The 18,636-nt window shown below is 62.8% G+C and carries 13 protein-coding genes and 1 tRNA gene; 3 read left to right on the forward strand and 11 right to left on the reverse strand.

Features of this window, described 5'->3' with window-relative positions; translation table 11 throughout:
• Positions 1-28: 28 nt before the first annotated feature.
• From ACZ92H_RS08980 to ACZ92H_RS08990, 3 genes are all read right to left on the reverse strand, one after another.
• Positions 29-115, reverse strand: a tRNA-Leu gene (locus tag ACZ92H_RS08980).
• A gap of 90 nt (positions 116-205) precedes the next feature.
• A complete protein-coding gene (locus ACZ92H_RS08985) occupies positions 206-1,522 on the reverse strand; it encodes an enoyl ACP reductase FabMG family protein (protein ID WP_131373490.1) in 1,317 nt (438 codons plus the stop codon).
• 285 nt (positions 1,523-1,807) lie between these two features.
• Entirely contained in the window at positions 1,808-4,171 is a 2,364-nt protein-coding gene (locus tag ACZ92H_RS08990) for a DNA polymerase II (RefSeq protein WP_131373491.1), read from the reverse strand.
• Between the two features lie 148 nt (positions 4,172-4,319).
• Here ACZ92H_RS08990 and ACZ92H_RS08995 point away from each other — a divergent pair, with 148 nt between their 5' ends.
• Positions 4,320-5,999 (forward strand): AMP-binding protein, encoded by a 1,680-nt coding sequence (locus ACZ92H_RS08995; RefSeq protein WP_465049052.1) that lies wholly within the window; start codon positions 4,320-4,322, stop codon positions 5,997-5,999.
• Between the two features lie 73 nt (positions 6,000-6,072).
• On the opposite strand, the gene ACZ92H_RS09000 is transcribed toward ACZ92H_RS08995, so the two are convergent.
• From ACZ92H_RS09000 to hutC, 8 genes are all read right to left on the reverse strand, one after another.
• Complete coding sequence (locus tag ACZ92H_RS09000) at positions 6,073-7,053, reverse strand: choice-of-anchor A family protein (RefSeq protein WP_131373493.1); 981 nt, start codon at positions 7,051-7,053, stop codon at positions 6,073-6,075.
• Between the two features lie 195 nt (positions 7,054-7,248).
• Positions 7,249-8,973 carry an ArnT family glycosyltransferase gene (locus tag ACZ92H_RS09005; protein ID WP_131373494.1) on the reverse strand — a complete coding sequence of 575 codons (1,725 nt, stop codon included), beginning with the start codon at positions 8,971-8,973 and terminating at the stop codon, positions 7,249-7,251.
• Between the two features lie 152 nt (positions 8,974-9,125).
• Positions 9,126-9,395 carry a type B 50S ribosomal protein L31 gene (locus ACZ92H_RS09010; RefSeq protein WP_034746247.1) on the reverse strand — a complete coding sequence of 90 codons (270 nt, stop codon included), beginning with the start codon at positions 9,393-9,395 and terminating at the stop codon, positions 9,126-9,128.
• A 278-nt stretch (positions 9,396-9,673) separates the two neighbouring features.
• Positions 9,674-10,936, reverse strand: coding sequence for a transcription termination factor Rho (rho, locus tag ACZ92H_RS09015; protein ID WP_010401543.1), 1,263 nt, complete (start codon positions 10,934-10,936; stop codon positions 9,674-9,676).
• A 155-nt stretch (positions 10,937-11,091) separates the two neighbouring features.
• Positions 11,092-11,418, reverse strand: a complete 327-nt coding sequence (trxA, locus tag ACZ92H_RS09020; protein WP_034780502.1) for a thioredoxin TrxA — start codon at positions 11,416-11,418, stop codon at positions 11,092-11,094.
• A gap of 303 nt (positions 11,419-11,721) precedes the next feature.
• Positions 11,722-12,192, reverse strand: a complete 471-nt coding sequence (locus tag ACZ92H_RS09025) for a response regulator (RefSeq protein WP_465049055.1) — start codon at positions 12,190-12,192, stop codon at positions 11,722-11,724.
• Positions 12,193-12,275: 83 nt separating this feature from the next.
• Complete coding sequence (locus tag ACZ92H_RS09030; protein WP_465049056.1) at positions 12,276-15,698, reverse strand: PAS domain S-box protein; 3,423 nt, start codon at positions 15,696-15,698, stop codon at positions 12,276-12,278.
• 281 nt (positions 15,699-15,979) lie between these two features.
• A complete protein-coding gene (gene hutC, locus ACZ92H_RS09035; protein ID WP_092796643.1) occupies positions 15,980-16,699 on the reverse strand; it encodes a histidine utilization transcriptional repressor HutC in 720 nt (239 codons plus the stop codon).
• 181 nt (positions 16,700-16,880) lie between these two features.
• On the opposite strand from hutC, the gene ada reads away from it, so the two are divergent.
• Positions 16,881-17,936, forward strand: a complete 1,056-nt coding sequence (ada, locus tag ACZ92H_RS09040) for a bifunctional DNA-binding transcriptional regulator/O6-methylguanine-DNA methyltransferase Ada (protein WP_465049057.1) — start codon at positions 16,881-16,883, stop codon at positions 17,934-17,936.
• On the forward strand, positions 17,933-18,622 hold the full coding sequence (locus ACZ92H_RS09045) for a 2OG-Fe(II) oxygenase (protein WP_465049058.1): 690 nt from the start codon (positions 17,933-17,935) through the stop codon (positions 18,620-18,622). The genes ada and ACZ92H_RS09045 overlap by 4 nt, the downstream gene beginning before the upstream one ends.
• Positions 18,623-18,636 lie beyond the last annotated feature (14 nt).

Below are 18,636 nucleotides of genomic sequence, written 5' to 3' on the forward strand. Positions count from 1 at the left end.
TATTTTTCGAGCTTCTACTGCTGTGTTCTGGTGCCGGGAGCCGGAATCGAACCGGCACGCTGTTTCCAGCGCGGGATTTTGAGTCCCGTGCGTCTACCTATTCCGCCATCCCGGCAACGCGAGACGCATTATCACTGATTTATCGTGATCCGGCAAGTTTTTCGCCTGACATACTGTTTAGCGCATTTGCCGGGCGTCGCATGACTCAGTTATGCACGGAGTTCAGCTGGCGCGCGATGATGTCGTGGTTCAGCCAGATGACGGGCGCTTTCGGGTCCGACATTTCGTGGAACATCAGCGGGCCCGTGCCTTCCAGCACCAGCGAGCTCAGATGGTCGGTGATGAGTTCCTTGCGGTCCTTGTGCAGCTTGGTGATGTCGTCCGACGTGCCGATCATGACTTCGGCCAGCTCCGGCGTGTTGTCCATCGGCCAGGCGGCGAAGTTGCGGAACTGCACGCTGGTGGCGTCGCCGTTGTAGGCGGCGATGCGGTCGAGCAAGTCCTGCAGCGAGACGCCGTCTTCCAGCAAGCCCTGGCAGATTTTCCACTGTTCTTCGGCCCAGGCCGCGCCGCCTTCTTTTTTCAGCGCATCGAGCAGGGGGAACAGCGACAGTTCCACGCCCACGAAAATGTCGGACGAATTCGTGCGGATTTCCGGGCAGTTGAAGACGGTGGCCTTGATGCCTTTTTCCCACGCGGCCTTGGCCACGTTTTCCAGGCGCATCTTGGCCAGGCCTTGCGTGTAGTTGCTGTACGTTTGCCACTGGTACTTGCCGTCGATCAAGATCTCGGTGCCGTGGTAGCCGTAGGCGCTGTAGCGTACCTGGCCGCCCGTTTGCTCGATGCGGGCGCGGATGGCGGCGCTGCCGTCGATCAGGTGCTGCAGAGTGTTGGCCGTGACTTCGTCAAAGTTCATCAGGATCAATTTGCCCAGGTCGCTGTCGAGCAGGGCGCGCGAGGACATGAAGCGCTCGCCGCGGCCCTTGTAGATGCGGTTGGCGATGGCCAGGAAGACCTTGACCTTCGGAATGCCGCCGGCCATGGTGTGGGCGAAATACACATTGCTGCCGTCAGGAATCAAGGTGTCCAGTTCGGCCATGGCCTTGGCCACGGACGCCGTAAAACGGGCTACGCCCGCTGCGCGGCAGCGCTCGATCTGCGCCCAGTCCAGCTTGTCTTCCTGCCAGCTTTTCAGGGTCATGTCGGCCAGCAGGGCCGTCGGCGTCGGCTCGCCCGGTGGCGCGTCCAGGTCGAAACCGGCCATCAGCGGCACATTGATGATGCGGCCGCCCAGGTTGGCTTCCGCTTCGGCCAGCTCTTCCGCGTTCAGCGGGCGCAGCGCCATGTTTTCATCGCGGCGGCCCACCGTCATGCCGACGATATTCATGCCCGCCTTGCGTGCTTCGTCCAGCAAGCCATTTACATAGCCGCGGCCGAACAGCTCGCCGAACAGCACAAAGGTGTCGCCCTTGCGGAAGATATTTTTTTGCGGGATGTCTCTTAAGGACGTGATCTCGGTCATGGTGTCAATTCATTCAAAAATTAGCGGGCGGACGATGGGCAGTCCGGCCGGCTGGTTCAACATAGTTGTAAATTATGCGCCATTCCAGTGGCGAGAATCGGGTTGCGAACGATTCTCGTCTGGAACGGCATCTTCTTCTTGGGTGGAGCTCTTATTCTTTCGCCATGGCGTATTTTACGCTGCCGCGGCGCACCGCGCCTGCAAACAGGGCCAGACATGGCCCGGCAGGCGCCGATATTACCTCAGCTTGGCCGTGCAGGTAAGCAGAATTGATTTAAAACAAATTTAAAACAGATCCTGCTGGCCCGACACGAGGCGCGAAAAATCGTCGCCCAGGAACGGCAGTATCGCGTCCGCCACCGGCTGCAGCTGGCGCGTCAGGTAATGCTGGTAATCGATGGGCGAGCGTTGCGTCTCCAGCGGCTCCGGTCCCGCCACCGTGATCACATAGCTGATCCAGCCGCCGTTCTGGTATTGCAGCGGGCGTCCCTGCGCCAGGTTGTAGGCATCGGCCGTGCGCGCTGCGCGCACGTGGGGCGGCACGTTGCGCTGGTAATCGTCGAGCGGGCGGCGCAGGCGCTTGCGGTAGACCAATAACGCGTCGAATTCGCCGCGCACGGTGCGCGCCACGTAGTCGCGCACATAGTCCTGGTAGGCGCTGCGCTGGAAGATGCGCCGGTAGAGTTCCTGCTGGAATTGCTGCGCCAGCGGCGTCCAGTCGCTGCGCACCGTTTCCAGGCCCTTGTAGACCATGTCCTCGCTGCCGTCGGGCTTGCCCACCAGGCCCGCGTAGCGCTTCTTGCTGCCTTCTTCCGAGCCGCGGATGGTGGGCATCAGGAAACGCCGGTAATGCGTCTCGAATTCCAGCTCCAGCGCGTTTTCCAGGCCGAATTCCTCGCGCAGATAGGTATCCCACCAGGCGTTCACGTGCGCCACCAGGGCGCGGCCGATCTTGCCCGCCGCCTCGTCCGTATGCGCCGTCTTCAGCCACACGAAGGTGGAGTCCGTGTCGCCATAAATCACCTGATAGCCTTGCCCGGTGATCAGCTCGCGCGTGCGGTGCATGATGTCGTGTCCGCGCAGGGTGATCGACGAGGCCAGGCGCGGATCGAAAAAACGGCAGCCGCTGGAGCCCAGCACGCCATAAAACGCGTTCATGATGATTTTCAAGGCTTGCGACAGGGGCGCGTTGCGCTCGCGCTTGGCGACCTCGCGCCCTTGCCACACCTGTTTCACGATGGCCGGCAGGCAGTGTTTCACGCGCGAAAATTGCGCGCCCCGGTAGCCGGGCACGGTATCGGCCTCGTCGCCGCCCGTGCCCACCACCAGGCCCACGGGGTCGATGAGGAAAGTGCGGATGATGGACGGGTACAGGCTTTTGTAGTCGAGCACCAGCACGGAGTCGTACAGGCCCGACTGCGAATCCATGACGAAGCCGCCGGGACTGTTCTCGCCCGACACATCGCCCAGGTTGGGCGCCACGTAGCCCTGCCGGTGCATCAGCGGCAGGTACAGATGCTCGAAGGCGGCCACGGAGCCGCCGCTGCGGTCGGCCGCCAGGCCCGTCACGCTGGCCCGCTCCAGCAGGAAGGTCAGCAATTCGGTTTTTGCAAAGATGCGCGTGACCAGCTCGCAATCCTTGAGGTTGTAGCGCGCCAGCGCCGGCTTGTCTTCGCGGAAGCGGCGGTCGATCTCGGCCATGCGCTGGTAGGGATTGTCGATCGACTTGCCTTCGCCCAGCAAGGTTTGCGCCACGTTCTCCAGGCTGAACGAGGAAAAATTCCAGGTGGCAGAGCGCAGCGCTTCGATGCCGTCGATGATCAGCCGTCCGGCCGCGGCGGCAAAATAATGTTCCTGCTTGCCGCCGTGCTCGCGCCATTCCATGACGGCGCCGCCGCGTCCCAGTTTTAATGGCACCTGGTAGCGCTGCGCGTGTTCCCTCAGCACGCGCAGGTCGAACTGCACCAGGTTCCAGCCGATGATGGCGTCCGGGTCGTGCCGTTCCATCCACGCGTTCAGGCATTCGAGGATCTGCGCGCGCGTGGCGCAGTATTCCAGCGCGAAGTCCAGCGTCTCGTCGCCGCCATTTTGCGGGCCCAGCATGTAGACCTGGCGCTGGCCGCAGCCCTCCAGCGCGATCGAATACAGTTCGCCGTGCGCCGTCGTCTCGATATCGAGCGACACCAGTCTTAATGCGGGACGGTAGCCGGCTGCCGGTTTCAGCTGCAGTTCCTGTGCCGTGTCGCCGCTGAACGTGACGGGCGCCGTAATAAAACGCTCCATCAGGTAGCGCTCGGGCGGGCGCACGTCGGCTTCGTAGACATCGATGCCATGCGCGCGCAGCTGCTTTTCCAGCTTCAGCAAGTGCCGGTATTGCTTGCAATACAAGCCCATCACGGGGCGGTGGTGGAAATCGCACAGGGACAGGGGGCGCAGCTCGGCGTGGCGTTCGCCGCGCAGCAGCTGTTCCGCCTGTTCGCGCTGTTCCATGGGAATGAAGGCGACGGCCGTCTGCAGGGGCAGGCGCACGTGGCGTGGCCCGGCGTCAGTTGCCAGCCAGAAATCGACCTCCGTGCCGGCGCTGGTGTCGCGCCAGTGGCGGGTCAGGATGAAGCCCTGCTCGGGCGGATGCTCGGTGTTGCCTGTCATGAATGTCGTGCCGTGAGTTGCCGTGCGTGTCGTGCGTGCCGGTCTGCACATTACAGCAAGCCGGTGCAGGGTGGGGGCGGTTGCGGCTATAATTTTTGCAGTCGGTGACCTTCACAAGAGCGCGTCGCGCCATTACCCTGGAGACAGCATGCAAGCAATGAGTTATGTACACGGCGCCCACGAGACGCCGTTGATCGGCGAAACGATCGGCGCCTACCTGGACGGCATCGCGGCCCGCTACGGCCAGCACGACGCCCTGATCGTGGCGCACCAGAACGTGCGCTGGACGTATGCCGAATTCCAGCAGCGCGTGCACCGCCTGGCCGCCGGCTTGCTGAAGCTGGGCTTGCAGCCGGGCGAGCGGGTCGGCATCTGGTCGCAGAACTGCGCCGAATGGGTGCTGACGCAGTTCGCCACGGCGAAAGCGGGCTTGATCATGGTCAACATCAACCCCGCCTACCGGCGTTCGGAACTCGAGTATGTGCTCGACAAGGTGCAGTGCAGCGCGCTGATCCTGTCGCCCAGTTTCAAGTCCAGCGACTACCTGGCCATCGTGCAGGATGTGGTGCCGGAGATCGCCCGTGCGCGCGCCGGCGCCCTGCAGTCGCCGCGCCTGCCGCAATTGCGCCACGTCATCCGCCTGGGCGCGGCTGCCACGCCAGGCATGCATAACTTCGACGCCTTGATGGACGGCATCACGGATGCGGACCTGGCGCACCTGCAAGACGTCAGCGCCACCTTGCAGTTTGACGATGCCGTCAACATTCAGTTCACTTCCGGCACCACGGGCGCGCCGAAAGGCGCCACCCTGACGCACCACAATATCCTGAACAACGGTTTTTTCATCGGCGAAGCCATGCGCCTGACGCAGCAGGACCGGCTGTGCATTCCCGTGCCCCTGTACCACTGCTTCGGCATGGTGCTGGGCAACCTGGCCTGCGTCACGCATGGCGCAGCCATGGTGTATCCGGGCGAGGGCTTCGATCCGAAGGCCGTGCTGGAGACGGTGCAGGCCGAGCGCTGCACGGGCTTGCATGGCGTGCCCACCATGTTCATCGCCATCCTCGACCATCCCGACTTCAAGCAATACGACCTGTCCAGGCTGCGCACCGGCATCATGGCCGGTTCGCCGTGCCCGATGGAAGTCATGACGCGGGTCATCGAATTGATGCACATGGCGGAGATTACCATCGCGTATGGCATGACGGAAACTTCGCCCGTCAGTTTCCAGACGGCGATCGAGGATCCGCGCGAAATGCGCGTGTCGTCCATCGGCCGGGTGCACCCGCACCTGGAAGTGAAAATCGTCGATGCGGAAGGACGCATCGTGCCGCGCGGCGAAAAGGGCGAATTGCTGACGCGGGGCTATTCCGTGATGCAGGGCTACTGGGGCGACCCGGAAAAGACCGCCGAGGCCATCGACACGGCGCGCTGGATGCACACGGGCGACCTGGCCGTGATCGACGCGAACGGTTTTTGCAGCATCGTCGGCCGCTCGAAGGACATGGTCATCCGCGGCGGCGAAAACATCTATCCGCGCGAAGTGGAGGAATTCCTGTACCGCCACCCGAGCGTGCTCGACGTGCAGTGCGTGGGCGTGCCGGACGCCAAGTATGGCGAGGAGCTGTGCGCCTGCATCATCTTGCGGCCTGGCACGCAAGCCACCAGCGAGGACATCCGCGCCTTTTGCGACGGGCAGATCGCCTATTACAAGATTCCCCGCTACGTGCGCTTCGTCGAGGAATTCCCCATGACGGTAACGGGCAAGATCCAGAAATATGTATTGCGCCAGCAAGTGGCCAACGATCTGGGCCTGGGTACGGCATAGGCGTTTCGCCGGCACATAAAAAAACACCGGGACGCTGGCGCGGCCCGGTGTTTTTATTGATTCAGCGTAAAGCTCAAGCCATCGCGGCTTGCGGTGCGCGCGCTGGCGTGCGGCGGCGCAGGAAGGCCAGCAAGCCCAGGCCGGCCAGCAGCATGGCGTAGGTGCCTGGTTCCGGCACGGCCGACACGTTCACGGTGTTGAAGCCGGAGCCGTTCATCGCGACATGGCCATAGTTGACCGAGCTGACCGAATTGGCGATCAGGGTGCCATTCATGTCGCCCGAACCCGAGAACGCGGCGTTCGGCGCCAGGATGCTGCCATTGATGCCGACGTTGTTCAGGCTGGTGGTGGTGGCGTTGGCAAAGTTGAACAGCGTACGGTTGGCGTAGCTGGCGAAATTGTCGAAGCCGCCGCTCATGGTGATGTTGGTGGCGGTGCCGTTGATGATGATGCTGGCCGTGCTTTTCAGCGACGACAGGTCCAGCGTCAGGTTATGCAGGTCGCCCGCATTGATCGTGAAGATATTCACGTCGGCGTTGATGTCGCCCACCAGGGTCATGTTGCCGTACTGCGACACCACGGTACCGTTCGATTGCAGCTTGGCCACATCGCTCGACAAGGTCGTCAGTTGCTGCTTGGCGCCCGCGAAGTCCAGGGTGGAGGCGTTGCCTTTGCTGATGTTGTTCGTCGGGAACCATTGTGGTGCCGTCAGGGTGGCGTTGGCGTTGCTGACGCCGTACACGGCCGAACCGTTCAAGGTGCCCCAGCCCGTGTTCAGGTTGCCGCCAGCAACGACCGTATTGGCGGCGCTGCCTGGCTTTTTGTTGGTGCCGACGCTGTAGTTGTCCAGATAGATATTGCCGCCGGCGGCGATGCTGCCGCCAACGCTGGTGAAGCCGCTGGCCGAGCTGCTGCCGATGTTGCCGAAGATAAAGGCCGAGTAGCCATTGGCGACGCCGAGGTCGATCACGGTGGCCTGCGCCGAGGCGCTGAAGGAGAAGGCGAACAGGGCGGCGCTGATCAGCGGCAGGGTGCGTGTGGCAAATGATTTCATGGGTATTCTCATATTAAATTAGGGACGATAGGGCGGGAGAGCAAGAACACCGCCATCACGCTGGCCGACATTATAATCTAAAAAACAATTCTAGTTCAATTTAAGTAATTAACTATATTTTAATGCAACACTTTTCCGGTGGATTAATGTTTCTATATGCATAATAAAAAACCGGGCTAGCCCGGTTTTTTTGTCTTACTTGACGCGCTGGTACAGGCGGAAACGTTCGACATCGTCGGTGGGGCGGCGGCCCTCCCACAGCTTGATCCAGTCGGCGCCATGGTGTTCGGGCAAACGTTCCTTGTTGTCCGGTACCTTGATGCTGTCTTGCAACAGGAACACGTCGCACTGCTGCTGCCCGACCTGGGCAAACGGCAAGTGGCCGTAGTAAGCGAACGAGGCGCGCTGCGCCGAGCCGACGTTGCTGTTGATGCATTTGCTGCCCGGCGGCAGATGCACGGAGATCTGGTGCGCCACGCTGGCGTAGCTCTTGCTGTAATTCAAAGGCGGCAGGAACAGGGTCATGATCAGCACCCAGATCAGGATCAGGCCGCCGGACGACAGCACCACGGCGCGCCACAGCACGGCTGGCTGGCGTGAAATGCGCCAGTGCACCAGTGCCACCCAGCCCGCACTGGCGCAGGCGGCCACGAAAAAGGCCGTCAGTTCCAGTTCGGGCTTGAATCCCGGCAGCAATTTCAGCGCATTGTAGGCCAGGCGTGGCGGCCAGCCCGTCAGGGTGGCGAACCAGAACAGCCAGAGCACCAGGGCGCAAATGGTCAGCACCATCACGGAGAACCAGTCGATGGCGTTGATGGCGCCCCGTTTCATGGTCAGCAGGCCGAATGCGGCCATCACGGCCAGCGGCGGCAGCAGCGGCAGCAGCTGGCTCGGTTCCGGATCGGGATGGCACAGGCTGAGGATGGCCAGCATGGCGACAAAGGTCAGCGGCACGACGATGTGCAGCACATGGTGCTGGCGGCGCCAGGCATACACGGCCCAGGCGGCGAACGGCCAGGCGGGCCAGAAGAACCAGATGCCGACGCGGAAGAAATATTGCACGCTTTTCACGCTGGGCGGGCTGAACTGGCGGCAGTTCCACTCCATCCAGGCTTGCAGCGGCGAATGGCCATATGGCAGCAGCCATTCGCCCGGCAGCAGCCACACCAGGGTCAGGGCGATGGCCACCAGCACGGCCAGCGCCAGGTGGCGCATGCTGCGCAGCAGCGACAGGCGCAGGAAGACGGTGCACAGCAGCATGGCGATGGTCAGCGCCGCCGGCGTGATCCAGCCGCGCGTGAGGGTCAGGCCGCCCAGCGCCAGGCCCAGCAGGGCGGCGTTGCGCACGGACGGGCCTTCCACGTAGCGCACGGCACGGTACAGCAGATAGGCCATCAGGGAAACGTACAGGGCTTCGGCCGTGATGTCGTGGCTGTGCTGCAGCAGGCCCAGGCAGCCAAGATAGATGAGTACGGCGGCATCGGCCAGGGTGCGGCCGAAATCGTCCGGCTCGGGCTGTCCGCCGAAGGCCAGGCGCAGGGGCTGGGCATCGTTGCGGCGGCCCAGGTTGAAGGCGGTGTACCAGACGGACAGGGTGCTGACGACGAAGATGCCGATGGTCGACATGCGCGCGCCGAACACGTCGCCATCGATCCAGCCGAACAGCTTGATGGTGATGGCGCCCAGCCAGAAGGCCAGCGGGCCTTCCTCGGGCATGGACAGGCCGGCCACGTTGGGCCACAGCCAATCGTTCAGGCCGCCATGCGCCATGGTCCACATGATGCCGAAACTGGCGGCATCATCATTCTTCCACGGTTCGCGGCCGATCAGGCCAGGCAGGATGTACAGCAGGCCAAGCGCAAACAAGGCCCATCGTGGCAGCGCGAGTGTGGCAGCGGCGGGAAGGCGGACTGGCTTCATCGATAGTCGGTATCAGAAAAATGGTAGGACGCGACGAACGGCGTCGGGTAAGCGCGAGTATAAGGTAAAGCGGCCAAAGACAAAAAAGGCAGCCGTGGCTGCCTTTTCTCTGGTAGCCGAAGCTGCCCTTATTTGCCGCGGAGCGGCAAAAATTAGCCTGCTGCGACTGCGGTTTTCGAACCAACGGAACCGAACTTCTGACGGAACTTCTCGACGCGACCAGCGGTATCGACGATTTTGTGCTTGCCCGTGAAGAATGGGTGCGATTCAGCCGAAACCTCGATCTTCACCAGTGGGTATTCTTTACCGTCATGGGTGATTTTTTCGCGGGTTTGGATGGTCGAACGGGTAACGAATTTGAAATCGCACGACAGGTCGTGGAAAACAACTTCGCGGTATTCTGGATGGGTATCGACTTTCATGGGATTCTCTCTAAGTAGGTAGCCAAACAGCACTTCGTCGGTCGTCTTGCTTCTTGACCCGATTGCCGATCACTTGCCAGGGTTTAAAATAATGCAACCGTCGATTATATAGCGCTTTCGGGCCGCAGGCAATAAAAAAGCCGCTCAATGAGCGGCTTGGGCCTAGCTGAGAGGCGAGATAAAACCGTAGCGAGCAGGCCACAGTGGCGATTGAGTAGCGGAACTGTACTTTAGTACAGTGAGCAACGGAGATCGCAAATGTGGCCGCGCAGCAGGTTTTAGCCGCCTCTACGCATCATGTCGAAGAACTCGGCGTTGTTCTTGGTGGCCTTCATCTTGTCGAGAATGAACTCCATCGCCTCGATCTCGTCCATCGAGTACAGCAGCTTGCGCAGGATCCAGATTTTTTGCAGCTCGTTCGGCTTGATCAGCAGTTCTTCGCGGCGCGTACCCGATTTGTTCAGGTTGATAGCCGGGTAGACGCGTTTTTCGGCCAGGCGGCGTTCCAGATGCACTTCCATGTTGCCGGTACCCTTGAATTCTTCAAAGATCACGTCATCCATGCGCGAACCCGTTTCGATCAGCGCCGTGGCGATGATGGTCAGCGAGCCGCCTTCCTCGATATTGCGCGCGGCGCCGAAGAAGCGTTTTGGACGTTGCAGCGCGTTCGCGTCGACACCACCGGTCAGGACCTTGCCCGAGGCCGGGATGACGGTGTTGTAGGCGCGCGCCAGGCGGGTGATCGAGTCGAGCAGGATGACCACGTCTTTTTTCATTTCGACCAGGCGCTTGGCCTTTTCCAGCACCATCTCGGCCACTTGCACGTGGCGCGTGGCCGGCTCGTCGAAGGTCGAGGCGACGACTTCGCCGCGCACCGAGCGTTGCATCTCGGTCACTTCTTCCGGACGTTCGTCGATCAGCAGCACGATCAGGGTGATGTCGGGATGGTTCGCCGTGATCGCATGCGCGATATGCTGCAGGATCACGGACTTGCCCGATTTCGGCGACGCCACCAGCAGGCCGCGCTGGCCTTTGCCGATCGGGGCGATCAGGTCGATGATGCGGCCGGTGATGTTTTCCTGGCCATTCATTTCACGTTCCAGGCGCAGCGGCTCGTTCGGGTGCAGCGGCGTCAGGTTTTCAAACAGGATGCGGTGCTTCGAGGCTTCCGGCGATTCGCCGTTGACCTTGTCTACTTTGACCAGTGCGAAATAGCGTTCGCCATCTTTCGGGGTCCGTACCTCGCCTTCGATCGAATCGCCGGTGTGCAGATTGAAGCGGCGGATTTGCGAAGGGGAGATGTAAATGTCGTCGGTGGACGCCATGTAGCTGGCGTCGGGCGAGCGCAGGAAGCCGAAGCCGTCAGGCAGCACTTCCAGGGCGCCATCGCCAAAAATCTGTTCGCCGGACTTCGCGCGTTTTTTCAGGATAGCGAACATCAGCTCCTGTTTGCGCAAGCGGGCCGCGTTGTCAATGTCAAGACCGATCGCCATCTCAAGCAGGGCGGATACGTGTAGGGCCTTTAGTTCGGATAAATGCATATGTGTTGAGTGTCCCGAGACGGGATGTAAAGGTAGGGGAGGGAACTGCGTGGCTTGATTAATTATTCGGGAAGGTTTTGCGCGAATGGTACGAAAGCCGCTTCCCGGTGTGTCCAATCAGGCGGCGCTGCGGGCGCAGCGCTGCCTATCATACATTAAATGTTGCTGTCGACGAAAGCGGTCAACTGGCCTTTGGCCATGGCGCCCACTTTTTGCGCAGCGGCGACACCATCCTTGAACAGGATCAGGGTCGGGATGCCGCGGATGCCGAACTTGGCAGGCACTGCCTGGTTGGCGTCCACGTCCATCTTGGCGATCTGGATGCGGCCGGCGTATTCCTTGGCGACTTCTTCCAGGATCGGGGCGATGGCCTTGCAGGGACCGCACCATTCTGCCCAGAAGTCGACCAGTACTGGCAACTCGGATTTCAGGACGTCTGCTTCAAAAGATGCATCGCTAATGTGTTTGATATTTTCGCTCATATTTTCCTCAAATGAGGGTGGGATCAATAATGCCTGGAATTAACCATACGCTGGTTCGCCATCCATGCTTCCTGGAATGCAGCTAGCAGATGGGGGCAATGGGCACGACTTCAATGTTCTTGGAAGGTGCGACCAGAGGTATGCAGGCGGGGATGGCTGAAATAATAACCCATTTTTTCAAAGCGTGGCGATTATTGCAGAAAAACTTGAGGCAGATCGGCCCGCGGCCCTTTCAACGGGCCGCAAAGCCGCATGGCTGCAGGCCTGCGGCGGCGCGGCAAGCGGTCTCGCCCCCTTCCTGGCTCAAGCTTGCACGCCGGCCTGGCGCGCCGTGTGCTGCAGTTGCAAGTTCACCATGAGCTGCAATTCCGCGCTCTCCATCGGCTTGCGGAAGGTGCCTAATATATGCAGGCCATTGGCCATGGCCAGGCGCTCGGCCGCCAGACGCACGGCCGAGTGCAGGCCCGATAACAGCACGACGCCGCCGCGGAAACCGTTTTCCGCTGCCATGCGCAGAAATTCGATGCCGTCGATGTCGGGCATGGACAGGTCGCAGATCAGCAGGTCGGGCTGGTGCTGCTGCAAGGTGGACAGCGCCTGCTCGCTGTGCGACTCGCAGCGGATGTCGAAGGGGCCCAGCTGTTCGAGCATGTCGCTGAGCACGTCGAGCATGAAGACATCGTCGTCGAGCAGCAAGATGCGCAGTGGCGCCAGGCCGGCCTGGCTCTCATTCTGGGCCTGGGCCTCGGGGTGTTGATTGGATGCAGTGTTCATCGTGATGTCTTTCAGTTTCCGGTTTGTCTGCAGCATCTGGTGGATGCCGTTAGCTTGCCGCGACGTCAATCGGCGGTAGCTGATTAGTCGTCATTGGCAAAGCTGGTGTTATTCATGATTTCTTCGGTAATCTGGTCGAGCAGCGGCCACAGGCGCGTGACGATGCGCTGTGCCCGCTCTGCCTCTTCGGCCGGTTCGCCCGGCGCCAGCGTTTCCAGGTTGTGGCACAGCTCGGCCAATCCCAGCGCGCCCACCGTGCGCGCCGAGGATTTGATGCGGTGTCCCAGTTCGCGCACCTGGTGCACATCGCCGCGCGCCAGGGCCGCATCGATGTCGCCAAAGCCATCCTGCGTCGTCTGCAGGAACTTGAAGGCGAACTTGCGCACCTTTTGCGGGTTGTAGCCCAGCAGCTTGGCCAGGATGGACAGGTCGATCACTTGCGGATCGCCGGCCAGGGTGGTCTTGAAGGCGGGCGCGGCGCGGGTGCGCGCCGGCGGCGGCGTTTCGCGCGCCGGCAGCCAGCTGGCGATCGTCTGGTACATCATGGCCGGCTGGATGGGCTTGGAAATGAAATCGTCCATGCCCGCTTCCAGGCAGCGCACGCGGTCTTCGCTGGTGGCCGTGGCCGTCATGGCCAGCACGCGCAAATGCGCCAGCTGCGGGTCGGCGCGGATATGGCGCGTCGCCTCCAGGCCATCCATCAGCGGCATTTGCACATCCATCAGCACACAGTCGAACTGCGTCTGGCGCAGCAAATCGAGCGCCTCTTCGCCATTGTTGGCCAGGCAGACGGAGGCGCCCGCTTCTTCCAGCAATTCCAGCGCCACCTGCTGGTTGAAGGTATTGTCTTCCACCAGCAGGATGCGCGCATGCTTGAGCGTGCGCATCACCAGGGCCGCGTCGGCGCTGGCGCGCATGGCGGCTGCCGTCTGCACCATGCTGTCGAGCATGGCTGGCGCCGCCTGGTCGGAAATGCCCAGGTTGGCCGTGAACCAGAAGGTGCTGCCGGCGCCGGGGCGGCTGTCGACGCCGACATCGCCGCCCATCAGCTGGGCCAGCTGCTTGCAGATGGCCAGCCCCAGGCCCGTGCCGCCGTATTCGCGCGTGGTGGAGGTGTCGGCCTGCTGGAAGGACTGGAACAGCTTGCTCATTTCATCCTGCGACAGACCGATGCCGTGATCGCACACTTCGAAGCGCACCAGGCAGTGCCTGGCGTCCGCCACCACCTTGTTGACCTTGATGGTGATGCTGCCCTGTTCACTGAACTTGATGGCGTTATTCGCATAGTTGATGAGCACTTGTCCCAGGCGCAGCGGGTCGCCCACCAGCACGGCCGGCAATTGCGGATCGATCTCGAACACCAGTTCCAGGTTCTTGCCGGCGGCGCGCGGCGCCACCACGGTCATCAAGGTTTGCACCACATGGTCGAAACTGAAGTTGACGCGCTCGATTTCCAGCTTGCCCGCTTCGATCTTCGAAATGTCGAGGATATCGTCGATGATGCCCAGCAAGTGTTCGCCGGCAAAACGGATCTTTTCCAGGTAATCGCGCTGGCGTGGTTCCAGCTCCGTTTTCAGGGCCAGGTAGGCCATGCCGATCACGCCATTCATCGGCGTGCGGATTTCATGGCTCATGTTGGCGAGGAACTGGCCTTTCGCCAGGCTGGCTTCCTCGGCCACCTGCTTGGCCTGGTCGAGCTGTTCCGTGCGCTGCGCCACGCGCTCTTCCAGATGTTCATTGAGTTCGCGCAAGGCGCTTTCGCTGCGCTTGTGATACGTGATGTCCGTCAGGCTGGCCACCACCATGCCCACCTTGCCGTATTCATCGCGGATGGCTTCCGTATTCACGGACAGCCACGACAGGCTGCCGTCGGGCTGCTGCACGCCCATCAGCACGTCGCGCATGGCCACGCCCGTCGACAGGGTGATGTGCACGGGATGGCTGCGCTGGTCGAAGGCGGAGCCATCCTCGCGGATGGCTTGCCACAGGCTGTTGCCGGCCGGACTGGCCGCCAGCATGCGCTCGGCGGCGGCATTGCTTTCGAGGATATGCCCGTGGCTGTCCTGCACCACCAGGCCGTTCGTCACGGCGCCGAAGACTGAGGCCATGCGCTGGCTGGAGTTCGACAGCGCGATCGAGGCCTGGCGCCGTTCCGTGATGTCGGTGATCATCGCCAGCGTGCCGCCCGGCTCGCCGTTGTCCGACTGGATGCTGGTGCTCGACAGCAAGCCCCACAGGCTCGATTGATCCTTGCGGAAAAAGCGGAAGTCGACCTGGTCCGGCTGGCTGGCCAGGCTGCCGTGACTGGCCAGGCGGCGCTGCATCAGCAGCTGGCTGTCGCGGTCCATGAATTCGAGCAGGGGCCGATGCAACATTTCCTGCACCGTATAGCCCAGCATGTGCGCCATCTTCGGGTTGACGAAGGTGGTCTTGCCCTCCGCATCCGTCATCCAGATGCCTTCGGCGGCCGTCTGCACGATCAGGCGGTAGCGTTCCGAGCTGGCATGCAGCGCTTCTTCGGCGCGTTGCCGCTGCGTCATGTCGCGCAGCGAGACGATGGAAAAGACTTGTCCCGCCATGCGCAGCGGCGACAGGCTGACCTTGGCAGGGAAATGCGTGCCGTCGCGGCGGCGCGCCATCATCACCCTGCCAGGCAGGCTGTGGCGTGCTTGCGGATCGCCCGAGGACTGGCTGGCCGCGCTTTCCGGCACCAGTTGTTCCAGCGACATGCCCGTCAATTCCGCCAGCGGATAGCCGAAGCAGCGCGCGCCGATCTGGTTGGCGTAATGCACCTTGCCTTCCACGTCGGCCACCAGCATGGCTTCGGGCGCCGCTTCCAGCATGCAGCGCATGCGCCACTCTTCGTCCTGCTTGCGTTCGCTGATGTCGCAGACGATGCCGCTCGCCTGCGTGGCGGCGCCATCGGACGCGCGCGTCAGGACGGCGCCGCGCGCCAGCAGCCAGCGCCACTGGCCATCGCTGTGGCGCAAACGAAATTCGCAGTTGAAAGTACCTGGCGCCTGGCCATCGAAATGCTGGCGAAACGCCAGGCTCAGGCGTGCACGGTCATCGCGGTGCACTTCGGCCAGCCAGGCGGGCAGCGTGAGTTCCAGCCGCGCCTGCTTATCGCCCAATATCTCCTGGTACAGGGGGGCGAACAGCAACTGGTCGGCTTCGCGCCGCCAGGTCCAGCCGGCCATGGCGGCGCCACGCAGGGCGTGCCCGGCGAGGTGTTCGGCGCGGGCATCCGCGGGCCCTTGCCCATGCCGGACTTGCTGCCGCCAGTGCCAGGCTTGCCAGCAGGCCAGCGCCGCCAGGGCCGTGGCGCTGGCGGCAGCAAACGGCCACAGCTGTGCAGGCGCCATGCCCGGCGAGGCGGCCTGCGCCACGGCGGGCAGGGACAGCGGAACGCCCGCAGCCAGCAGCGTAGGCGCGAGCCGGCGCAGCGCAAGGCGCCGGGGGCGTGGTGCGCCGAAACTCGTGTGGCTGCAAGACGACAAATGCATCCCTTTCTGGGGCGTGATTGAACCGGGCTGGCATACGGGATGCGCGCGCATATCGACGTTGGCGGCGCATTCTGGCGGCAACTATAGCATCGAATATTTACTGAGAGTATTTAAGTTCGGAAACGCCAGAAACGGGCGTTTTTTTACGGCGAAAGGATGAATTTATTCCTGATTTTGTGAGAATTTGAGAGAAATTCAGCGCAAAATCGTGCTAATGAATCCGCAGCGCGGGACGCCTGATAAATGCGCAGCGAGCCGCGCCGGGCTCGTGTCCGAGGCTATCAGGCAAAGCTGCCGGCGAACTGATAGCGGTGGCCCGGGTGCCACATGGTGGCGATCGAGGCGATCTTGCCGCCCGAGCGCGTCTGGCGGCGCAGCACCAGGCAAGCCTGTTTCGTGTCGATGGCCAGCATTTCGGCGATGTCGCGCGGTGCCGACAGCGCCTCGATGCTGTAGGTGGCGCCCTGCAGGGGCGCGGCGGCCATCAGGTATTCGTTCGGCGTGATGCTGGAAAAGTCCTGCGTCATGTAGTCGGGCGCGCACACGGGATTGACCCAGCGGTCCTCCACCTGGATCGGCACGCCGTTTTCAAAATGCACGATCAGCGAATGAAACAGCGGATGTTCCGGCGGCAGGCCGAATTGCTTGGCCAGCAAATCCGAGGCCTTGGTGCGCTCCAGCAACTGCAAACTGCTGCGGTGGATATGCCCGCGCGCGCGCACCTCGTCGGCGATACTCTTGATTTCCAGCAGGGTTGCCTGGTATTTTTGCTGCGCCACATAGGTGCCGGAGCCCTGGCGCCGCGTCAGTATCTGTTCGCTCGTCAGTTCACGCACGGCGCGGTTGACCGTCATGCGCGAGACGCCGAATTGTTTCACCAGTGCCTGCTCGGACGGAATCACGTCGCCTTCCTTCCAGCGGCCGGCGGCGATGCCGGCCAGCAGAAAATCCTTGATGCGCTGGAAAATGGGCGTATTTTCTTGTGTATTGTGATCGTCCAATGCGGTTTCTCCGAAGCGCGGGCAGGGCGCGCCTCCGGGCGGAAGCGCGATGGCCGATTTTAGCACCCAGCAAGCCCGGCGCCGCCAGCCTTTTTTTGAATTCAAAAGCAAGCGCCGGAGTGTGGCGCGCGCGGCGACTGGCTATGCTGGCTACTGACTATTGACTTGCATGGAGTTTGCCATGAAACACTCTTATTCGACCGATGATGAGCGCTGGGATGCCCTGCAGCGGCGCGCGCCCGACGCCGACGGCGTCTTTTACTATTCGGTGCGCACGACGGGCGTGTATTGCCGGCCCTCTTGCGCGGCGCGCCCCGCCTTGCGCCGCAACGTGGCCTTCCACGCCAGCTGCGAGCAGGCGGAGGCGGCCGGTTTCCGCCCCTGCCTGCGCTGCAAGCCCAACCTGCCGCCGCTGGCCCAGCGCCAGGCCGGCATGGTGGCCGAAATCTGCCGCCTGATCGATGCCAGCGAGACCCTGCCCGACCTGGACAGTCTTGCCAGGGCCGCCGGCATGAGCCGCTTCCACTTTCACCGCGTCTTCAAGGCGCACACGGGCATCACGCCGAAAGCATATGCGGCGGCGCGGCGCGGCGAACGCCTCAAGGCCGGCTTGCAGGGAACAGCAAATGTCACGGAAACCTTATATGCGGCCGGTTTCAATTCCAGCGGCCGCCTGTATGCCGCCACGCCGGGCTTGCTTGGCATGACGCCCGGGGCCTTCCGCGACGGCGGCAACGGCGCCGTGATCCGCTTCGCCATCGCCGATTGTTCGCTGGGCGCCATCCTCGTGGCCAGCACGGAGAAGGGCATTTGCGCCATCCTCATCGATGACGATCCGGCCGTGCTGCTGCGCGACTTGCAAGACCGTTTTCCCCGCGCGGAACTGCGCGGCGCGGAGCCTGATTACGAGCGGACGGTGGCGCAGGTGGTGGGCCTGGTCGAGGCGCCGGGGCTGGGCCTGGACTTGCCGCTCGACGTGCGCGGCACCGTCTTCCAGCAGCGCGTGTGGCAAGCCTTGCGCGAGATTCCCGCCGGCAGCACCGTCAGCTACGCCGAGCTGGCCCGGCGCATCGGCGCGCCGAACGGGGCGCGGGCCGTGGCGGGCGCCTGCGCGGCCAATGCGCTGGCCATCGCCATCCCGTGCCACCGCGTGGTGCGCAACGATGGCGCCCTGTCCGGCTACCGCTGGGGCGTGGAGCGCAAGCAGGCGCTGCTGGAGCGCGAGGGGAAGGCATGAAAGCGCCGGACTGGCGGCAGATCGAGGACGATCTGAACGCGCATGGCTGCGCCGTCGTGCCTGGTTTACTCGATGCGGCGGCGTGCGCCGCGCTGGCGGCGCAGTACGACGAGGCATCGCGCTTTCGCAGCAAGGTGGTGATGCAGCGCCACGGCTTCGGCCAGGGCGAGTATCAGTACTGGGCCTATCCGCTGCCTGCGCCGGTAGCCGACTTGCGCGCTGCCTTGTATGCGCCGCTGGCGGCGATCGCCAATCGCTGGCACGCCAGCATGGGCCTGGCGGCGCGTTTTCCATCCAGCCACGCGGAGTTCCTGGCGCGCTGCCACGCGGCTGGCCAGACGCGGCCCACGCCCTTGCTGCTGCGCTACCGCGCCGGCGATTACAACTGCCTGCACCAGGATCTGTATGGCGAGCACGTCTTTCCGCTGCAACTGGCCGTACTGCTGTCGCGCCCGCACGCCGATTTCACGGGCGGCGAGTTCGTCCTGACGGAACAGCGCCCGCGCATGCAGTCGCGCGCCGAAGTGGTGCCGCTGGCGCAGGGGGACGCCGTCATCTTTCCCGTGGCGCAGCGGCCCGTGAACGGCACGCGCGGCAGCTACCGGGTGAACATGCGCCATGGCGTGTCGCGCCTGCGTTCGGGAATGCGCCACACGCTGGGCATCATTTTCCATGATGCGAGCTGAGCAATACGTGTGAC

The organism is Janthinobacterium foliorum, assembly GCF_978021625.1.

What these genes read in the sequence shown, in the direction of transcription:
- ACZ92H_RS08990 (WP_131373491.1), bottom strand. Translation starts at nt 4,171, where the DNA reads ATGACAGGCAACACCGAGCATCCGCCCGAGCAGGGCTTCATCCTGACC.
- ACZ92H_RS09000 (WP_131373493.1), bottom strand. Translation starts at nt 7,053, where the DNA reads ATGAAATCATTTGCCACACGCACCCTGCCGCTGATCAGCGCCGCCCTG.
- ACZ92H_RS09005 (WP_131373494.1), bottom strand. Translation starts at nt 8,973, where the DNA reads ATGAAGCCAGTCCGCCTTCCCGCCGCTGCCACACTCGCGCTGCCACGA.
- ACZ92H_RS09010 (WP_034746247.1), bottom strand. Translation starts at nt 9,395, where the DNA reads ATGAAAGTCGATACCCATCCAGAATACCGCGAAGTTGTTTTCCACGAC.
- trxA (WP_034780502.1), bottom strand. Translation starts at nt 11,418, where the DNA reads ATGAGCGAAAATATCAAACACATTAGCGATGCATCTTTTGAAGCAGAC.
- rho (WP_010401543.1), bottom strand. Translation starts at nt 10,936, where the DNA reads ATGCATTTATCCGAACTAAAGGCCCTACACGTATCCGCCCTGCTTGAG.
- ACZ92H_RS08985 (WP_131373490.1), bottom strand. Translation starts at nt 1,522, where the DNA reads ATGACCGAGATCACGTCCTTAAGAGACATCCCGCAAAAAAATATCTTC.
- ACZ92H_RS09030 (WP_465049056.1), bottom strand. Translation starts at nt 15,698, where the DNA reads ATGCATTTGTCGTCTTGCAGCCACACGAGTTTCGGCGCACCACGCCCC.
- ACZ92H_RS09025 (WP_465049055.1), bottom strand. Translation starts at nt 12,192, where the DNA reads ATGAACACTGCATCCAATCAACACCCCGAGGCCCAGGCCCAGAATGAG.
- ada (WP_465049057.1), top strand. Translation starts at nt 16,881, where the DNA reads ATGAAACACTCTTATTCGACCGATGATGAGCGCTGGGATGCCCTGCAG.
- ACZ92H_RS09045 (WP_465049058.1), top strand. Translation starts at nt 17,933, where the DNA reads ATGAAAGCGCCGGACTGGCGGCAGATCGAGGACGATCTGAACGCGCAT.
- ACZ92H_RS08995 (WP_465049052.1), top strand. Translation starts at nt 4,320, where the DNA reads ATGCAAGCAATGAGTTATGTACACGGCGCCCACGAGACGCCGTTGATC.